The following is a 13,518-nucleotide window of genomic DNA, read 5'->3' as shown; positions in this document are numbered from 1 at the left end:
GTCATGGGCGGGCGTCTCCGTCATCTGAAAACACAATCCAGGCATAGCCTTCGCCGCCAGCGTAGAGCTGATTCTGCGACAGCATTACGGCCCGGACGCCCTTGCGCCAGAAATCGCGCTCGCGGAGGCTGCGGGTGATGCTGCCCGGGTTGCTCATCCGGAAGCGAACAACCCGCAGGTGGTTGCCCACAAACTGGCGTTCAGGCGTCAGGCGTACATCACTGGCGGGTGTGTAAGCCGGCATGCGGCTGACCGGGTATTCCCGGTAGTCGTCCGGCACCTGACCATTGACTACAGCGCGGGATAGCGCAACCAGCGTTTTTTCATAGGTCTGCCCTTCTTCCCATGCCTTCGCATCGTCGTTCTTGCGAAGTGGTGGTGACATCGGGGTGAAGCGCAGTGTTTTGCCGTTACCCGGCTGCGGCCTGACGTTCAGGCTCAGCGATGAACCGTGGTCAGTCTGGATAAACAGGGTGAAGTTCTGACCGACAAGCGGAGACAGGATAAGCGCTCCGTCCTCGGTCTGGCTCTGGTCATACGCACCGGTTGGTCCGCTGATGCTGGTAATGAGTTCTCCGTCTACAACAACCTTGCTCGGGTTGGTGTTGCTGAGGGTGACGTTAAAGGCGGCGTCGTTCTCAAACGGAATGGCTGCGGGTGCGGAAGCGGCCCGGAGGCCGCTGGTAAATAATCCCGCTGCCAGAAACACAGCAGCAGCTGCCGGTGAAATGCGAAATTTCATGGGCAGTCCTGTCAGTTAGTGGAAGATACCGGCTTGAGTTCTTCAAAGCTGTGGAGGTTAATCACACCGTTGTCATAGCTCAGTTTTAGTCGGTAGGTTTTTTCCTGGTCTTTCAGTGGCGTGATGATTGCGCCGTTTGTGGTGGAGGATTTCAGTACCCCGCTGTACTGCACGGAGCCATCATCCATGACGCGAATTTCTTTCGTGTCGAACTGGGTGGTGATGCCCGCTTTCTGGATACGCTCAGTTTCTATGTCCAGGGCTTTCTTGAGTACGTCCCGTTCGGCGGATGGGACAAATCCAAGAATCATTTTCTGGTTATGTTCGATGTTTTCCGGGGTAACGTTGAGTCGCCAGTAAATAAAGGAAGCGGCGAACTGTGTCAGACCGGTCGCATCGACACTTTTAGAATCTGATGCAAATGGGCGGTTAAACGTTAACGGCGTGGTGATGGTTTTCTGGGTTGTGGCGAAATACCATGCCAGTGACCCTGTCAGTACATTCCCTGCGCCCATGAGTAAAGTTAAAGCTGAAAGACCAATAAACGCATAGCGGAGTTGTTTATCGCGCTCTCCTTTAATATTCAGTTTCATGAAAAACTATGCCCTCCAGTGCCGGAAACTTGAATCAGGTATCTGGCGAAAGGTTACTTTGAATAAAAGTGATGGCAGGTGCCAGTAACAGAAATTAAGCAACCAGTATGACCCCTGCCCTTTTTTCAGATATCTGACGATAAACCAGAGGATTCCCGCGATTACACCAAGTTCAAGTGACAAGTTGTTAAGCACCCCCAAAACTAAAAGGGGTGCGGTAACAATCAGTTCGTCAATCGGTAAGCCTAAATAGCGGCCCTGCTGGTTCATTGTTTCCGGGAAGTTATATTTATCTCCTTCCCCGTTCATCATTTAGCTCGCGATGCCGTAGGCGACACGGGTAAAGATGATTGCCAGAACGATACCGACGAACACCAGTGGATTGCGGGCCTTAATGTAAATAAACAGGCCCATGATGATTTCGGCGATGTAGAACCATTTAACCAGTGAAGAACCAGAACCGAAGGTTGAATTAACCGTGGTGTTTTGTGAGGAAAGAAGGTCAGTACCAGATGCGAATGCCGGGTGAGTGACCATAAGTGCAATTAAAAAAGCGCCTGCTGACTTTAAGTAAAATTTAGCCTGGCGATTTTCGCGAGTCTTGCGGAATAAAGACGCTACCGCCCATCCCTTACCGACGTTAAGGGCACTGCCTTTGGTTAACATGTTTGTTTTCTCCGAAGTAAACAAAAGTGAATCGCGTAAGTGCTTGTTTACGCGGGCGCAATTGTCCCATGACCCTAAAAAAAAAAAACTGTGACGCATGTCACACTTTTTGGAATCATTCAGATTTATCCGAATATGTAAGTGAGTAGGCTTTGTTGACCAGAAAGTTCGGAAATGGCCTCCGGGATCTATAGCTATGAAAGTTAAAGAGAAAATGTGGGATGGTCGCGGCCGTCCGCGTAAGTTCCAGCCAGGTGAAGCGGTGGAGTGGCGATTGCGTGCTCCGGATAATTTGCTTATGGAGCTGAGAATATGTGCCAGAGCTGGCAACAGGAGTGTGAATGAGGAAATTATTGCCAGGCTTTTATTGTCGCTAAATTATCAGCCGGGTAAGCCAGTCATTAAAACTGCGGAGGGTGAGCGGCTCATAGCGCTGGCGGTAAGATTCGAGGAGTGGCTTGGGAAATTACTTGATAGTGAATCCGCTCAAGTTGTGGATGAAGTTAAAACCCCACTCAAGCAGGAGCAATTGTGGATGTGGCGTGAGGGTGAAAGAGTTTTACTTCCGGGGAAAACAACCGGATATAGCATGCGAATTCCTGAAAACCTTGCGGATGAAATCAGGGCAATGGCGAAAGTGCATAACCGTAGTCTGAATGACGAAATGCTCACCCGTCTGATGAATACGCTGGGTTATTTTACGGAAAGGTTACTTGACCAGAACGAGGATGCGCAGGCGCTTAAAGTTCTTTGCATGGAGTTCGAGGTGTTCCTGAAAGAAAAAATAAAGGAGGTGGAGAAAAGTGACCTTCCCTGGGATGAAAAGCCGTCCCTGTGATCGATGTGAGCCGGGATGTCCGGCTCACAGATTTATTCTTTTTCGTTGATGAAGTGTCTGGCTTCTGCCTCATCCTCAGCTGTGTTAATGCCGGTTATAATCATATTAAGCGTATCTTCGAGGCTACCCTCGCCGTCTTTTCCTGTCATTTTTAAATACATCTCAGAAAGTAAAGTGGCGATTAGGAATGTGCCCTCGCGGGAGCCGGCTGCTTTTCTTATGAGGTCTCTGCGATATCCTTCGATATCAAACTGGTTGCCATCCTCGCCATCGCGTTTATAGACAAGCAGTCCAAGCCTGATTAATTCGTTGCAGGTGGCTGATATGTTTGCTTCTCCAGCATTCGCACCGTTTTGCAGGTCTTGTTGAACTATATCGCGAACTTCACGTTCAATTTTATCTTTAAGGTAGATGCCGACTCTTCCCATATTTCTTACCTGTTTTAAGTTAGTGTCGGAACCGACACTACGTATGGCTTGTTGGTGGATTATCAGATTGCTGTGCAAGGCTGTAATGGGTTGATACTGCTGTGAATTCCTGTTCTATACAGTAGTACAATCCAGCACTATGATGTGCGACAGTGTGACACTGTGCGATATATAATTCAATGTAAATAAAGCATATCTACAATTGTATGATACATGTGTGACATACCGACACTAACAGGTATCAGGATTATACGATAGTGTAGTGTCGGTATGTACGACATTAAGCGGTCACATTTCATAATCGCGCAAATTTCTTACAAACATCCCACTGAAATAAAAGGAAAAATCTGCAAGACGAAGTCTTGCGTGGGGTGTGATGTTTTAAAGGGTTAGTAAAGAGCGGCATGTTAATACCGCCTACTGCTCTGACATGTTTATTTCGGACAGGTGTTAAATCCCATCAGGAGAGCGCTCACGCGCGTTTGTAGTGAATTTACTTGATTACGACGATCCGCCGGGGTATTTTTTAAAGCGCCTCTCCAGAGCCCGTTTATTTCGCTAAAAGGCCAAGCTATGAAAATATCGTTACTGCCTGCTGCTTTGCTGACTCTTTCACTATCTGCTGGCGCAGCTCCGCAGATGTGCTTTGATCAGGCCGGGAAAGATTACCAAATTGATCCGCTGCTGCTTATGTCAATTTCGATTAAAGAGAGCCATCTGGTACCGGATGCGATAAATGGATCAAACAGGAATGGAACGGAAGATGTCTGCGGTATGCAGGTGAACAGTTCCCATTACGGTAAACTTAAAAACTTCAATATTACCCGTGAGCGCCTGTTAAATGATCCATGTATCTGCGTTTATACGGGAGCATGGGTACTGGCGCACAACTTTCGGTCATACGGAAAAAACTGGGACAGCGTGGGGATGTATAATACTGGACCGAGCAAAAAGCTCATTGCGCAGCGCAAGGCCTATGCACAGGATATCAAAAATATATATCGCGTATTACTGGCCAGAAAAAAATTACTTTCTGAACGTCTCGCGCCAGCTGCGGGAAAGGAGCATGAGATATAAACTACAGAAACAGCATCGCTTAACAGCGGGCAGTAAAAAGCCGCTCTGTTGAGCGGCTTCATTTTCAGGCCTTCAGCTTTGCAAACTCCTCAGCCATTTTCCAGAGCACCTGATTTAATTTGATGTCACCATCTATTCCGGTGACTTCCCGCGTTCTGGTCATCTTCCCTTTTTCCGTTCTGCCACGAATTCCCCCACGGATCACATTTTCCTGCACCACGTTAAACGTGGTCCATAAATCCTGGCCTCTGTCGAGCACACGGCGAGGGTTAATAATTTGCTCCGGTGTAATCGGCGCTGGTTTTCCATCGTATTTAAGTTCCAGGGCGGTCGCACCAAAAAGGCGCTGCTCAGGCAAAGTGAGCTGAATGCTTTTCATGAGGTCAATATTTTCATCAACCGCGTCAAATGTTTTCAGCACCGTGTAAGCGCCTTCAATTACCTGCCCGACAATATCCCCTTTGTGGGGTACGCGGATTTCACCAAAATCCTTCCATGCAACCAGACCATTACTGCAAACCTGACGGAACATACCGGGGATCATTTTATAGCTGCTTGAACCATCATGGCTATTCAGCAGAATAATTTCCGGTACTTCTTTTCCGTTAATCTGGTCATGACGGCGCAGGCGAAGCATATGCTTTGTAAAGTCGCGTTTATCCTGGTCACGTGTACGTGACTGAGTTGCATAATATGGCTGAAAACCTTCATCACGTAAGCGATCAAGAATGTTAATGGTCGGTATATACGTATAACGTTCAGAGCGTGAATCGTGTTTATCCGATGAGAAAGCGCTGGGAACGATGCGCTGTAATTCATCATTCGTCAGCGGACGGTCTTTACGGATCGAGGTAGGCATACGATAACGGCTTGCGAAACTGACCATTTTTATTTACTCCTGATTATTTAGTTAGAGATGAAGAAATAACGCGGTGAAAATTATCCAGCGGCATTGCAGCTGCCACCGGGCGACCATCTACAACCCAGACAGAGATATAATCCGGGCATTCGTCATTTATTAACGTCAACTCAGTGGCATTCTCTGGCGGCGTAAAAATTGCCGGTTGTGGCTCCCCTTCCGTTGCTGCCAGGACCCAGCAAAACAGATCCGTGAACTGGGACGTTGTGAGGTTTGAATCACATCTTCCGGTAGATTCTTGAGCGGCGGTTTTGACGTTGACGTTTCGTGTGTGCATCCTGGTTTTCTCCTGTGGTGATGGTTGTCCATCTCCCTGGTGAGTTCTCTCGCGGCAAAGGGCAAAGGAGCAACGGCGAAGGGAGGAAGGAAAGGGGCGGAGACTAAAGTTTTTGCGGCACGCAAAAAGTTTTGGCGGAGTGCATTTCACCCCTTGGATGACGACCCGACGGTGCTACAAGCAGCCCTCCGTGTGAGGACACACGGGGGATGGCTTCACCGGGGGAACAGGATGCACACACCCGACACGTCGGAACGGCGTGGCGCCATTAAAGCGACGGCATCAGCCGGCGCGGTGAAGGCGTTCCGGACGGCACGGCCGGAGAAGCCGCAGCCCCTGACCTTCGCCATCAGACCCTAGCCGTATGGCCCGAAACCCGGAGGGGTTCGGCGGAGCCTGGCGGGTGCGCAGCAGCCGCCCTGGCGGAGTGGGGCTCGACGACCGGACAGCAGCGCTGGCCGGGAGCCGAAGGGGGCCATCGCCCTGCCCTGTTTTTCGGTTATGGCCATAACTGAGCTGCAGCTGAGAAAGTTAACCAGCAGGACGCCGGTTATGACCGTCGATGAGGAGAGCATCACTGCAACGGGGAAAGGCAGGAGCGCCGGAGGCGCTTTCGCCCTCCCCGTTTCCCCGAAGGGTTAGCGTTTTTTGCGGTTGCCCCGATGATATGCACCGGGGCCAGGATTTCCGCTCAGATCGGTTCTTCGCTGTCACCTCCGTTTTCCTGTTCATAGTGCATCATGGCCATTTTCAGCAGGGCATTAAATCCCTCGATGCCAGCCCCGTCCGGCTCGCACTGTTCGCACAGGTGCAGCAGATTGGCCAGAAAATCCGTGATGACAGTTTGCACGCTTTCGCTTTCCCTGTTCAGCCCGGTTTTACGGGCAAATTTCCAGAGCACATCTGCAGCCAGCGCGGCGTGATCATCGTTGCTGCGGATTTTTATCGGTTCAGCCTGGCCTTGCAGGCGTTCTGCCATCGTCTCCAGCACGGTGGCCGGAACAGCGTTCAGTGTGTTGCTCATCATTTCTCTCTCTCCCTGCGGCAGGTCTGCCCTGCCGCTCTGTCAGTCAGGCGGCCACGGTGGCCAGAAAGTTTTTCATAGCTTCGAAACGGCTGCGGAACTCCAGACGTCCCTTCCAGTCATTGAAGTAATAAACGGGGGTATAACGCACGCGATTTGCTTTCAGGGTCAGCGTGTTACCGGTCACGACTTTCGCAGGGATACCCAGCAGTGACAGCTGGATAAAGGCCATATCAGCCACCATCGGATCGATATCTGTGCAGGTGGCATACAGCTGTTCTGACGGGTTATATCCCGCATCAGTCATCCAGTATGCAAAGGCAATGACCATACCGGCGCTACCACAGGCAGGCTCATCGAGTGTCATCCAACCCTCACGCTTTATCGTCTCCTGAGCGCCGGGCATGAGTAGTCCGGCCATCAGGCGGGAGATGGAGGACGGAGAGAAATACTGCCCCATTTCATCCGCGCCCAGCTCCTGCTCCATATACAGCGCGCCGAGGAAATCATGAGTTTCACCCGCCAGTCCCTCCACCAACAGGCAGAACAGCTGGTTCATGGCGTCTAAATCGGACGGTTCATAACGTTTGCAGATCAGATAGTTACTTTCCATACCCTCTGGCGTGCGCAGCCGAGCCACATCCAGCTGGCTGGCAGCAAGCTGGATAAAGTCGCGGAACACTTCGGAACGGCGCATATGTTTCGCAGTCTGACGGAAGACACTGGCGAACTCTCTACGCGCCTCAGCTGGCGACAACATTCGGGCAGGAGCAGAAGCCCGCGGCAGCGCCTCTGCCTGGTCAGACAGGAACAGGGATTCAAAACTCAGTTGTGACATGGTTTCTCCTTACCGGCCGCCCGCGGGCGGCCGTCTCCTGTTAAGCCAGTCCAAGCGCCGGGTAGACGCTGACAGCCAGACCGCAGTCAGCATCGGCGGCGTAGCCCGTTTCGGCATTTACCACGGACAGGAACGGCTGCCACTGTGAGAAGCGCAGCGCGGGTACGCGTGCGCGTTTTCCGGCGCGGAGGGCATTTACAAATGCCTTCGCCTGTGCGACAGTTTGCGGGTCAAATTTCACGATCAATCTCCTTACTTTGGTTGTGATTGCCGTATCTCGTTTTGGTAGGCCAGATACGGCGTTGAGAAAGCAGGGGCAACCCTGCTTTTTTAATGCGCGGAATTCAGCGGCGCATCGAGACAGAAACGGGCGATCACGTCGCCAATCAGCTCACGGTGATGGCGGGTGTGCAGGTCATGGCACTCAAAGAAACGCGCGCCGTACCGGACAAAAATTGCGGTCACATCCCCGCCCGTAAACTCCATTGATTTGAACGACTCCCCGCCAAACCCCCTGCACCAGTCCACTGGCGGCAGTGTTTCCAGCTGGTCGATATACCGGGCCTCGGTGATTTCCGCCCAGGGACGGCGATAGCCGTCATTCTGCTTTTCCTGTACCTGAGTCGCGGGGATCAGCTCCGCATCCGGATAGAGACGGCGCAGGGATTCCAGCGTTATTGCTTCACGCTGAGTCACCCACTGCCCTTCCAGCTGGGTTGCCCGGTCATAAACGGCGTTATGTGACGGAACGAAAAAGGCCATTGGTGCAGCGGCCGGGGGGTTAACGTTCATCTTTATGCTCCTGTCTGATGAGGTTCCGTGCGGCGGCTGCCGCACGGGGTGAACGGGATTTAAATGTCGATACCAGCGCGCTCGATCAGGCGCACAAACTGTTTGAAATGGTCAGCTTCAGCCACATGGATATGGCGGAACTGTTTATCGACACCGCTGCTGAGGGCGTAGAAATAGGTGCAGCGCATTGTTTCGGGGCAGCGTCTGCGCAGTTTCTTCAGCTCTGCAAGGCTGCTGAACTCCAGAACGTCCGATTCCTCCTCAGAGTTTTTTTTCATCTCAGCGACGAGGATCGTGTACGACACGGTTTTTCCCCCTATCTTCCTGGAAGATTCTTGAGCGGCGGTTTTGACGTTGACGTTTCGTGTGTGCATCCTGGTTTTCTCCTGTGGTGATGGTTGTCCATCTCCCTGGTGAGTTCTCTCGCGGCAAAGGGCAAAGGAGCAACGGCGAAGGGAGGAAGGAAAGGGGCGGAGACTAAAGTTTTTGCGGCACGCAAAAAGTTTTGGCGGAGTGCATTTCACCCCTTGGATGACGACCCGACGGTGCTACAAGCAGCCCTCCGCGTGAGGACACACGGGGGATGGCTTCACCGGGGGAACAGGATGCACACACCCGACACGTCGGAACGGCGTGGCGCCATTAAAGCGACGGCATCAGCCGGCGCGGTGAAGGCGTTCCGGACGGCACGGCCGGAGAAGCCGCAGCCCCTGACCTTCGCCATCAGACCCTAGCCGTATGGCCCGAAACCCGGAGGGGTTCGGCGGAGCCTGGCGGGTGCGCAGCAGCCGCCCTGGCGGAGTGGGGCTCGACGACCGGACAGCAGCGCTGGCCGGGAGCCGAAGGGGGCCATCGCCCTGCCCTGTTTTCGGGTTATAGCCACGGAGCTGCAGCTGAGAAAGTTAACCAGCAGGACGCCGTATATGATGCCCGGAATGAAGAACACAGGGAAAACCAGGCTGATGCCAGGCACAGGCAGGTAACTCATGGCGCGCTGACTTCAGCAAAATCAGGCGGGAAAGGCTGGAGTGTGGACAAGGCGGAGGGAGCAGAGGGGCAGCGCCGAAGGCGCGTCCCCCTTCCCCCGTTCCCCGCAGGGGAACAGACCTTCCGGGTTGTTCATGCATGCGACTGCACCCTTCGGGATGGAAAAAGGGGCTACCGGTAAACCGGCAACCCCTTCATAAAGGCGCTTCAGGCATGTCAGACCAACTCAGCTCCTGAAAAGGCGGGGTTTCCCCCGCCTTCAGGTAGCTTACTTACCGGATTCGTAGGCCATAAAAGCCGCCACCTCCCTGTTCGTGTCCCTGTAACGGATTTCGCAGAGCGATTTCCGTGTCAGGTAAGTGAATATCAGCAGTGTGAGACACACTATCAACACACACAAGAGCAGGGTACTTCGTGGCAGTTTCATAGCTGACTTCTCCTTGCCTTTCGGCAGGTAAGCGGCTAATCTGATGTTGTCTAGGCATACAGATTAAGCCTCGGGTTAATTGAAAAATTACTCGGGGCTTTCTGCTTTCTGCCACACAACACGGTAACAAACCACCTTCACGTCATGAGGCAAAAAGCCTCAAGCGCCATCGCCATTATATCCCGTTGTCGATCATCTGCCCAGGAATAACAGTCTGAAAACTGTATAAATCCTCATCGTTTTTCCGCGTCATTCAGCCCCTGAAATCCCCAGCGCCTCACGAATTTCAGCGGCTCGCTGTTTGCTTCCGGCGGCCACGCCGGCGTTATAAACAAGGCTGATTATCGCCTGCACTATCTCCCAGTCATCCCGCTCCAGCCGGGCATCAAGGCGGTACAGGATCTTCCCGCTTTCAGCATGCCGGAACACGGTACCCGTTTCTTTTTTGTCGAATCTGCGGCTGATAATACTCAATATCCCTCCCGGTTATCCGTACCTTCTGACCACTCGCGGATCTGGTCTTCGAGCGCCTCAAGATGCCTGTCTATACTCTCAGCCAGCTGCTCGCTTTCGGTTTCCAGCCAGCCGCTGAGTCCGTCCCACTCGCAGCACATCTCTTTCAGCTTTGCCGACATGGTGCGGAGCTTGTTACGCTGGCTGCGGGCGACTTTCAGCTCCGTCTTGCAGGGGTTATTTCTCATTCTGCCCCCTGCTGATAACGCAGCTTGTTCGGTACCTGCCAGCGTTCAGCAGTACGGATATGCTCCGGCGTCTCCCGGACAATAAACGGAATTTGGTACATGACCGAATACAGCGGATCGCCGCTCATGCGAAGCCAGTCTAGTTCCTTCAGCGACGTGAACCGCGACTGCCAGCGCCAGAACGGTCCGGCAAGCTCTGCCGCGTCAAACTCGTCGCTCCACCGGGTGTACCAGGTGCAGACGGTTTCCGGTGACTGAAAATTCAGGTCGATTTTCGCCTGCTCCAGCAGGTTCTGGCGCAGTTTCCAGCGCTGTTCATATTCACGAGACTGGCGGCGCAGCTGGCGCGTGGTCTTAATGCCGGACCTGTGCAGCCGTCGACCCGTTCGGGTGTGCATGACTTCAGGAAACAGTTCGGCCTGCACGTCAATCGTGAGCGGCAGCGGGCAGGCTTCGCCACTGGTGGCAATCATCGTATTAAGCGCTTCCTCGACCTGTTTCAGGTTCGAATGACGGTTATTTGGCACCCAGTGCAGGCCAGGTATTTTATTGGCCACCGTGGCGTTGAGGCGTCCGCTGCCCGTGAGAAGGCGCAGAAAGGTACGCACATACGGCATGGCGGGCAGTCGTGCGCCGCGATCGCGGGCAGACTCAACATGGCTGATAGCCTGAATTGCAGCCTGACGGGCGGGCTTCAGGGAAACGAGCGCGTGTGAGGACGGGATCATGCTGTCACCTCCACGCTCATCAGGTTCACCACGGTGCTGGCTGTGCAGTTAAAGCGGCGCATACCTGCCAGCTGCGCGATCAGCTGGTTTATCCGGTCAGGCTGGAGCGTGTCGCTCTGGTAAAGGGTACGCACCACTTCACCGCCGGAGGAGAGCAGCACCAGAAGCCAGTAAGGCGAGACTTCGCCGGGGCTGCACACGCACAGATGCCAGTCATCGCTGCCGTCCGCGCTGAAGCGGCACTGGACGGGGAAGAAGCCGCCGAACTCGGTGCGGAACTCGGCGCAGACGCACCATCCTTCAGGTGTCGACAGAAGGCCGGTTACGGCATCGCTGAGGGCGCGGCGCACGTCCTCGCCCTGCTGACGGATAAACTCCAGGTCTGTGGCGGTCAGGGTGTTGATTCGGTTCAGGTCATATTGCATGGTCATGTCTGTTCCCGCCGCCCGAAGGCGGCGGCCTCCGGTATTAAGCAGCGTGGTCAGTGGTGTCAGCGTCGGATTCGGTCGCTTCTTCAGCCTCAGCGGCTGGCGCTGGGCGCACCATCCAGTCAGGCAGCCAGCCCTGAGCATTCAGATCCTGCTCGGCGGCCTTCGCCGCATCGCGGCGCTTGAGCTTCACAACTTCACCCGCACGGGCGCTGAGTCCGGCTTCTTCATAGGCTTTGCCAATCTGGGAAATAGTGAGCTTACCGAAGTAGCTCTCAGCATCCGGCTGCCACCATTTGCGCAGGTCAAAGTCCAGCGCCGCTTCCAGCCCGTCCAGTTCACTTTTCTGCGTATGGTTATACATACGTTCCTGAATACCGTTGATACCGTGCGCTGCACAGAATCCCAGCAGGGTGTTCACCTGCTCTGCTGACCATGACAGCAGCCAGGTGAAATCGAGATGCCAGTTTTCGGGCAGCGTTGCCTGAAGCGCCTCTTTCTGTGCATTGAGCGCCGTCAGCGCCTTCCCTTCTTCACCGGATGGAGCCAGTGATGCAAGGTGATACTGATTCGAGGTCACATAGGCTTTCAGCGGTTCACTGCGTTTGCCGTGGGTGCGGTCAAAGAGCGCAAGACACAGCGTCCACGTCAGGAGTGCCACCGATACATCGGGGCGACCCGCCAGTTCTGCCTGAACGGCGAGAGTGCGCTCCGCAGACATGGCCTTAACCAGCGTTGCCGGATAGGCATCGGCGGGAATGTCAGGTGCGGTGTATCTGATCACGTTGCTTTCACGTTCCTGACGCGCCTGTTCTTCTTCTGCCCGGTCTTCGTCGGTCAGCCTGCGGATACCAGGCTGAACCTGAAAATTGCTACCGTCCCATGACACCCAGATACCGTGGGCGGCGCGAAACTCCGGCGTGGCTTCGCGGTACTGCGCCTCACAGTAGATGTCATCGATCTGCTGCTGAAGCTCGTATTCGTCATCGTAGCTTTCAGTAGCTTCCATTTGTTCTTCCAGCTCACTGACGCGCTTCTGTTCTTCTTCCGTCAGCACAGCCATCGGCATGGCAAAGCGATAGTTTTCGCTGTCCTCGCCGCTGGCGCGTAGTTCCGTCATACGGTACTCAGCCCAGCCCCAGCCCTGCTCCTGCTTAACGCGGGCGGCGAGCACGGTGAGCTTGCCAGCCAGCAGAGATTTCACCAGCGCCGCATCGGCAAAGGTGCTGTCCTTGTCGCTGAACAGGTCGGCGGTCAGCGTACCGCCAGCGGCGGTATAGGCTTCCTCGCCCACATACTCAAACATCGGGTGACTAATGGCCATCTTGTCGTCGGTCACCATTTTGCGCAGAGTCTGTACAGCAGGATCGCGCCACTGTACAACAGCCTCTTTCCAGACCTGCTCCTGACGCTCATGGGTATCAGCAAGTGTCAGGACTTCACACTGTTCAAGGGAGATTTCATCCCGCGCCAGTGCATCCAGCAGGGAGGGGGCAAGATTCGCCAGCTTCAGGCAGCGCTGAACGTGGCGCGGGTGGTAGCCCATCAGTGCGCCGATCTGAGAGGCCGTTTTACCTTCCTGCTGAAGGGTACGAAAACCGATAATCTGCTCGGCGGGATGCATGTTTTTACGTCGACCGTTCTCGATCATCGAGGCCGCCACCGCCATCTCCACGGGCAGGACTTTCACCGGAACAAACGGCGTGTCTGCATCGAGCACACCGCGCATCACCAGAATGCCTGTACCTCTGCGGCGACCTTCCCCGCCGACAATGCCGATCGTACCGTCCGGCAGTTCTGCACCGATCAGGTTTTGCAGGATGCCCATTGCCTGAATGCTGTCTGCCATCTCTTCCACTTCCTGATCGGTATGCGGAATGATGCGCGTGTTTAAGCCCGTGTGTGACAGGCGGGAGTACGGGAAGATTTGCACGGGCGTATCAGCGAGCAGCTGGACGAGCTTCTGCTCGGTAGACTGCGCGATTTTTTCCGCAGACTTTTTAGCGCGGGTGGATTTAACGGGTTTTTTTGCCGTAGTATTGGTGGCGACCAT

20 protein-coding genes and 1 pseudogene are annotated in these 13,518 nt (G+C 54.1%); 2 read left to right on the top strand and 19 right to left on the bottom strand.

Annotated features, from left to right (window positions below; genetic code table 11):
• Nucleotide 1 precedes the first annotated feature (1 nt).
• The 4 genes from traK to ACOQH0_RS24100 are packed head-to-tail and all read right to left on the bottom strand — an operon-like array spanning nt 2 to nt 2,001.
• Nucleotides 2-742 (bottom strand): type-F conjugative transfer system secretin TraK, encoded by a 741-nt coding sequence (gene traK, locus ACOQH0_RS24115; RefSeq protein ID WP_023338038.1) that lies wholly within the window; start codon nt 740-742, stop codon nt 2-4.
• 11 nt (nt 743-753) lie between these two features.
• On the bottom strand, nt 754-1,335 hold the full coding sequence (locus ACOQH0_RS24110) for a TraE/TraK family type IV conjugative transfer system protein (RefSeq protein ID WP_032641264.1): 582 nt from the start codon (nt 1,333-1,335) through the stop codon (nt 754-756).
• Nucleotides 1,336-1,341: 6 nt separating this feature from the next.
• Nucleotides 1,342-1,644 (bottom strand): type IV conjugative transfer system protein TraL, encoded by a 303-nt coding sequence (gene traL / locus ACOQH0_RS24105; RefSeq protein ID WP_325821520.1) that lies wholly within the window; start codon nt 1,642-1,644, stop codon nt 1,342-1,344.
• Between the two features lie 3 nt (nt 1,645-1,647).
• Nucleotides 1,648-2,001: a type IV conjugative transfer system pilin TraA gene (locus tag ACOQH0_RS24100; protein WP_325821510.1), complete on the bottom strand. Its 354-nt coding sequence runs from the start codon at nt 1,999-2,001 to the stop codon at nt 1,648-1,650.
• A 196-nt stretch (nt 2,002-2,197) separates the two neighbouring features.
• Between ACOQH0_RS24100 and ACOQH0_RS24095 the strand changes: the two genes are divergently transcribed.
• On the top strand, nt 2,198-2,839 hold the full coding sequence (locus ACOQH0_RS24095) for an Arc family DNA-binding protein (RefSeq protein WP_325821509.1): 642 nt from the start codon (nt 2,198-2,200) through the stop codon (nt 2,837-2,839).
• A 32-nt stretch (nt 2,840-2,871) separates the two neighbouring features.
• Here the strand turns inward: ACOQH0_RS24095 and ACOQH0_RS24090 are convergent, their stop codons facing one another.
• Entirely contained in the window at nt 2,872-3,267 is a 396-nt protein-coding gene (locus ACOQH0_RS24090) for a conjugal transfer protein (protein ID WP_032641258.1), read from the bottom strand.
• Nucleotides 3,268-3,840: 573 nt separating this feature from the next.
• Here ACOQH0_RS24090 and ACOQH0_RS24085 point away from each other — a divergent pair.
• On the top strand, nt 3,841-4,344 hold the full coding sequence (locus ACOQH0_RS24085) for a lytic transglycosylase domain-containing protein (RefSeq protein ID WP_421512517.1): 504 nt from the start codon (nt 3,841-3,843) through the stop codon (nt 4,342-4,344).
• Nucleotides 4,345-4,408: 64 nt separating this feature from the next.
• On the opposite strand, the gene ACOQH0_RS24080 is transcribed toward ACOQH0_RS24085, so the two are convergent.
• The 14 genes and pseudogenes from ACOQH0_RS24080 to ACOQH0_RS24015 all read right to left on the bottom strand — a co-directional run bounded on the left by ACOQH0_RS24080 (nt 4,409) and on the right by ACOQH0_RS24015 (nt 13,518).
• Nucleotides 4,409-5,230, bottom strand: coding sequence for a DUF932 domain-containing protein (locus ACOQH0_RS24080; protein ID WP_015572081.1), 822 nt, complete (start codon nt 5,228-5,230; stop codon nt 4,409-4,411).
• A 16-nt stretch (nt 5,231-5,246) separates the two neighbouring features.
• Complete coding sequence (locus ACOQH0_RS24075; RefSeq protein ID WP_072163962.1) at nt 5,247-5,540, bottom strand: hypothetical protein; 294 nt, start codon at nt 5,538-5,540, stop codon at nt 5,247-5,249.
• Between the two features lie 691 nt (nt 5,541-6,231).
• Nucleotides 6,232-6,567: a hypothetical protein gene (locus ACOQH0_RS24070; protein ID WP_221696949.1), complete on the bottom strand. Its 336-nt coding sequence runs from the start codon at nt 6,565-6,567 to the stop codon at nt 6,232-6,234.
• 43 nt (nt 6,568-6,610) lie between these two features.
• Complete coding sequence (locus tag ACOQH0_RS24065; RefSeq protein WP_096151569.1) at nt 6,611-7,402, bottom strand: N-6 DNA methylase; 792 nt, start codon at nt 7,400-7,402, stop codon at nt 6,611-6,613.
• 40 nt (nt 7,403-7,442) lie between these two features.
• Nucleotides 7,443-7,643: a hypothetical protein gene (locus ACOQH0_RS24060; RefSeq protein WP_031494497.1), complete on the bottom strand. Its 201-nt coding sequence runs from the start codon at nt 7,641-7,643 to the stop codon at nt 7,443-7,445.
• Between the two features lie 89 nt (nt 7,644-7,732).
• Nucleotides 7,733-8,194, bottom strand: coding sequence for a DUF1419 domain-containing protein (locus tag ACOQH0_RS24055; RefSeq protein WP_214593203.1), 462 nt, complete (start codon nt 8,192-8,194; stop codon nt 7,733-7,735).
• Nucleotides 8,195-8,253: 59 nt separating this feature from the next.
• Nucleotides 8,254-8,568: a hypothetical protein gene (locus ACOQH0_RS24050; protein WP_421512516.1), complete on the bottom strand. Its 315-nt coding sequence runs from the start codon at nt 8,566-8,568 to the stop codon at nt 8,254-8,256.
• An 881-nt stretch (nt 8,569-9,449) separates the two neighbouring features.
• A complete protein-coding gene (locus ACOQH0_RS24045) occupies nt 9,450-9,575 on the bottom strand; it encodes a type I toxin-antitoxin system Hok family toxin (protein WP_223540704.1) in 126 nt (41 codons plus the stop codon).
• Nucleotides 9,517-9,666: pseudogene (locus ACOQH0_RS24040) on the bottom strand (DUF5431 family protein); the annotation flags it as partial. The pseudogene ACOQH0_RS24040 and the gene ACOQH0_RS24045, both read right to left, overlap by 59 nt.
• Before the next feature lie 191 nt (nt 9,667-9,857).
• Nucleotides 9,858-10,082, bottom strand: a complete 225-nt coding sequence (locus ACOQH0_RS24035) for a hypothetical protein (protein WP_221696978.1) — start codon at nt 10,080-10,082, stop codon at nt 9,858-9,860.
• The gene (locus ACOQH0_RS24030; protein WP_032641239.1) at nt 10,079-10,309 is read right to left on the bottom strand and encodes a hypothetical protein; all 231 of its coding nucleotides are present in this window, start codon (nt 10,307-10,309) and stop codon (nt 10,079-10,081) included. The genes ACOQH0_RS24035 and ACOQH0_RS24030 overlap by 4 nt, the downstream gene beginning before the upstream one ends.
• Entirely contained in the window at nt 10,306-11,037 is a 732-nt protein-coding gene (locus tag ACOQH0_RS24025; RefSeq protein WP_262319797.1) for a plasmid SOS inhibition protein A, read from the bottom strand. The genes ACOQH0_RS24030 and ACOQH0_RS24025 overlap by 4 nt, the downstream gene beginning before the upstream one ends.
• Nucleotides 11,034-11,468 (bottom strand): conjugation system SOS inhibitor PsiB, encoded by a 435-nt coding sequence (gene psiB / locus ACOQH0_RS24020; protein ID WP_421512515.1) that lies wholly within the window; start codon nt 11,466-11,468, stop codon nt 11,034-11,036. The genes ACOQH0_RS24025 and psiB overlap by 4 nt, the downstream gene beginning before the upstream one ends.
• A 37-nt stretch (nt 11,469-11,505) precedes the next feature.
• A complete protein-coding gene (locus ACOQH0_RS24015; RefSeq protein ID WP_421512514.1) occupies nt 11,506-13,518 on the bottom strand; it encodes a ParB/RepB/Spo0J family partition protein in 2,013 nt (670 codons plus the stop codon).

It is taken from the genome of Enterobacter sp. JS8-1 (genome assembly GCF_049187015.1).
Taxonomy (GTDB): domain Bacteria; phylum Pseudomonadota; class Gammaproteobacteria; order Enterobacterales; family Enterobacteriaceae; genus Enterobacter; species Enterobacter mori.
This window is presented reverse-complemented; position numbering and strand designations above follow the sequence as displayed.

Coding starts and splice junctions, on each gene's coding strand:
- traK (WP_023338038.1), bottom strand. CDS start 742: ATGAAATTTCGCATTTCACCGGCAGCTGCTGCTGTGTTTCTGGCAGCG.
- ACOQH0_RS24110 (WP_032641264.1), bottom strand. CDS start 1,335: ATGAAACTGAATATTAAAGGAGAGCGCGATAAACAACTCCGCTATGCG.
- traL (WP_325821520.1), bottom strand. CDS start 1,644: ATGAACGGGGAAGGAGATAAATATAACTTCCCGGAAACAATGAACCAG.
- ACOQH0_RS24100 (WP_325821510.1), bottom strand. CDS start 2,001: ATGTTAACCAAAGGCAGTGCCCTTAACGTCGGTAAGGGATGGGCGGTA.
- ACOQH0_RS24095 (WP_325821509.1), top strand. CDS start 2,198: ATGAAAGTTAAAGAGAAAATGTGGGATGGTCGCGGCCGTCCGCGTAAG.
- ACOQH0_RS24090 (WP_032641258.1), bottom strand. CDS start 3,267: ATGGGAAGAGTCGGCATCTACCTTAAAGATAAAATTGAACGTGAAGTT.
- ACOQH0_RS24085 (WP_421512517.1), top strand. CDS start 3,841: ATGAAAATATCGTTACTGCCTGCTGCTTTGCTGACTCTTTCACTATCT.
- ACOQH0_RS24080 (WP_015572081.1), bottom strand. CDS start 5,230: ATGGTCAGTTTCGCAAGCCGTTATCGTATGCCTACCTCGATCCGTAAA.
- ACOQH0_RS24075 (WP_072163962.1), bottom strand. CDS start 5,540: ATGCACACACGAAACGTCAACGTCAAAACCGCCGCTCAAGAATCTACC.
- ACOQH0_RS24070 (WP_221696949.1), bottom strand. CDS start 6,567: ATGATGAGCAACACACTGAACGCTGTTCCGGCCACCGTGCTGGAGACG.
- ACOQH0_RS24065 (WP_096151569.1), bottom strand. CDS start 7,402: ATGTCACAACTGAGTTTTGAATCCCTGTTCCTGTCTGACCAGGCAGAG.
- ACOQH0_RS24055 (WP_214593203.1), bottom strand. CDS start 8,194: ATGAACGTTAACCCCCCGGCCGCTGCACCAATGGCCTTTTTCGTTCCG.
- ACOQH0_RS24050 (WP_421512516.1), bottom strand. CDS start 8,568: ATGCACACACGAAACGTCAACGTCAAAACCGCCGCTCAAGAATCTTCC.
- ACOQH0_RS24030 (WP_032641239.1), bottom strand. CDS start 10,309: ATGAGAAATAACCCCTGCAAGACGGAGCTGAAAGTCGCCCGCAGCCAG.
- ACOQH0_RS24025 (WP_262319797.1), bottom strand. CDS start 11,037: ATGATCCCGTCCTCACACGCGCTCGTTTCCCTGAAGCCCGCCCGTCAG.
- psiB (WP_421512515.1), bottom strand. CDS start 11,468: ATGACCATGCAATATGACCTGAACCGAATCAACACCCTGACCGCCACA.
- ACOQH0_RS24015 (WP_421512514.1), bottom strand. CDS start 13,518: ATGGTCGCCACCAATACTACGGCAAAAAAACCCGTTAAATCCACCCGC.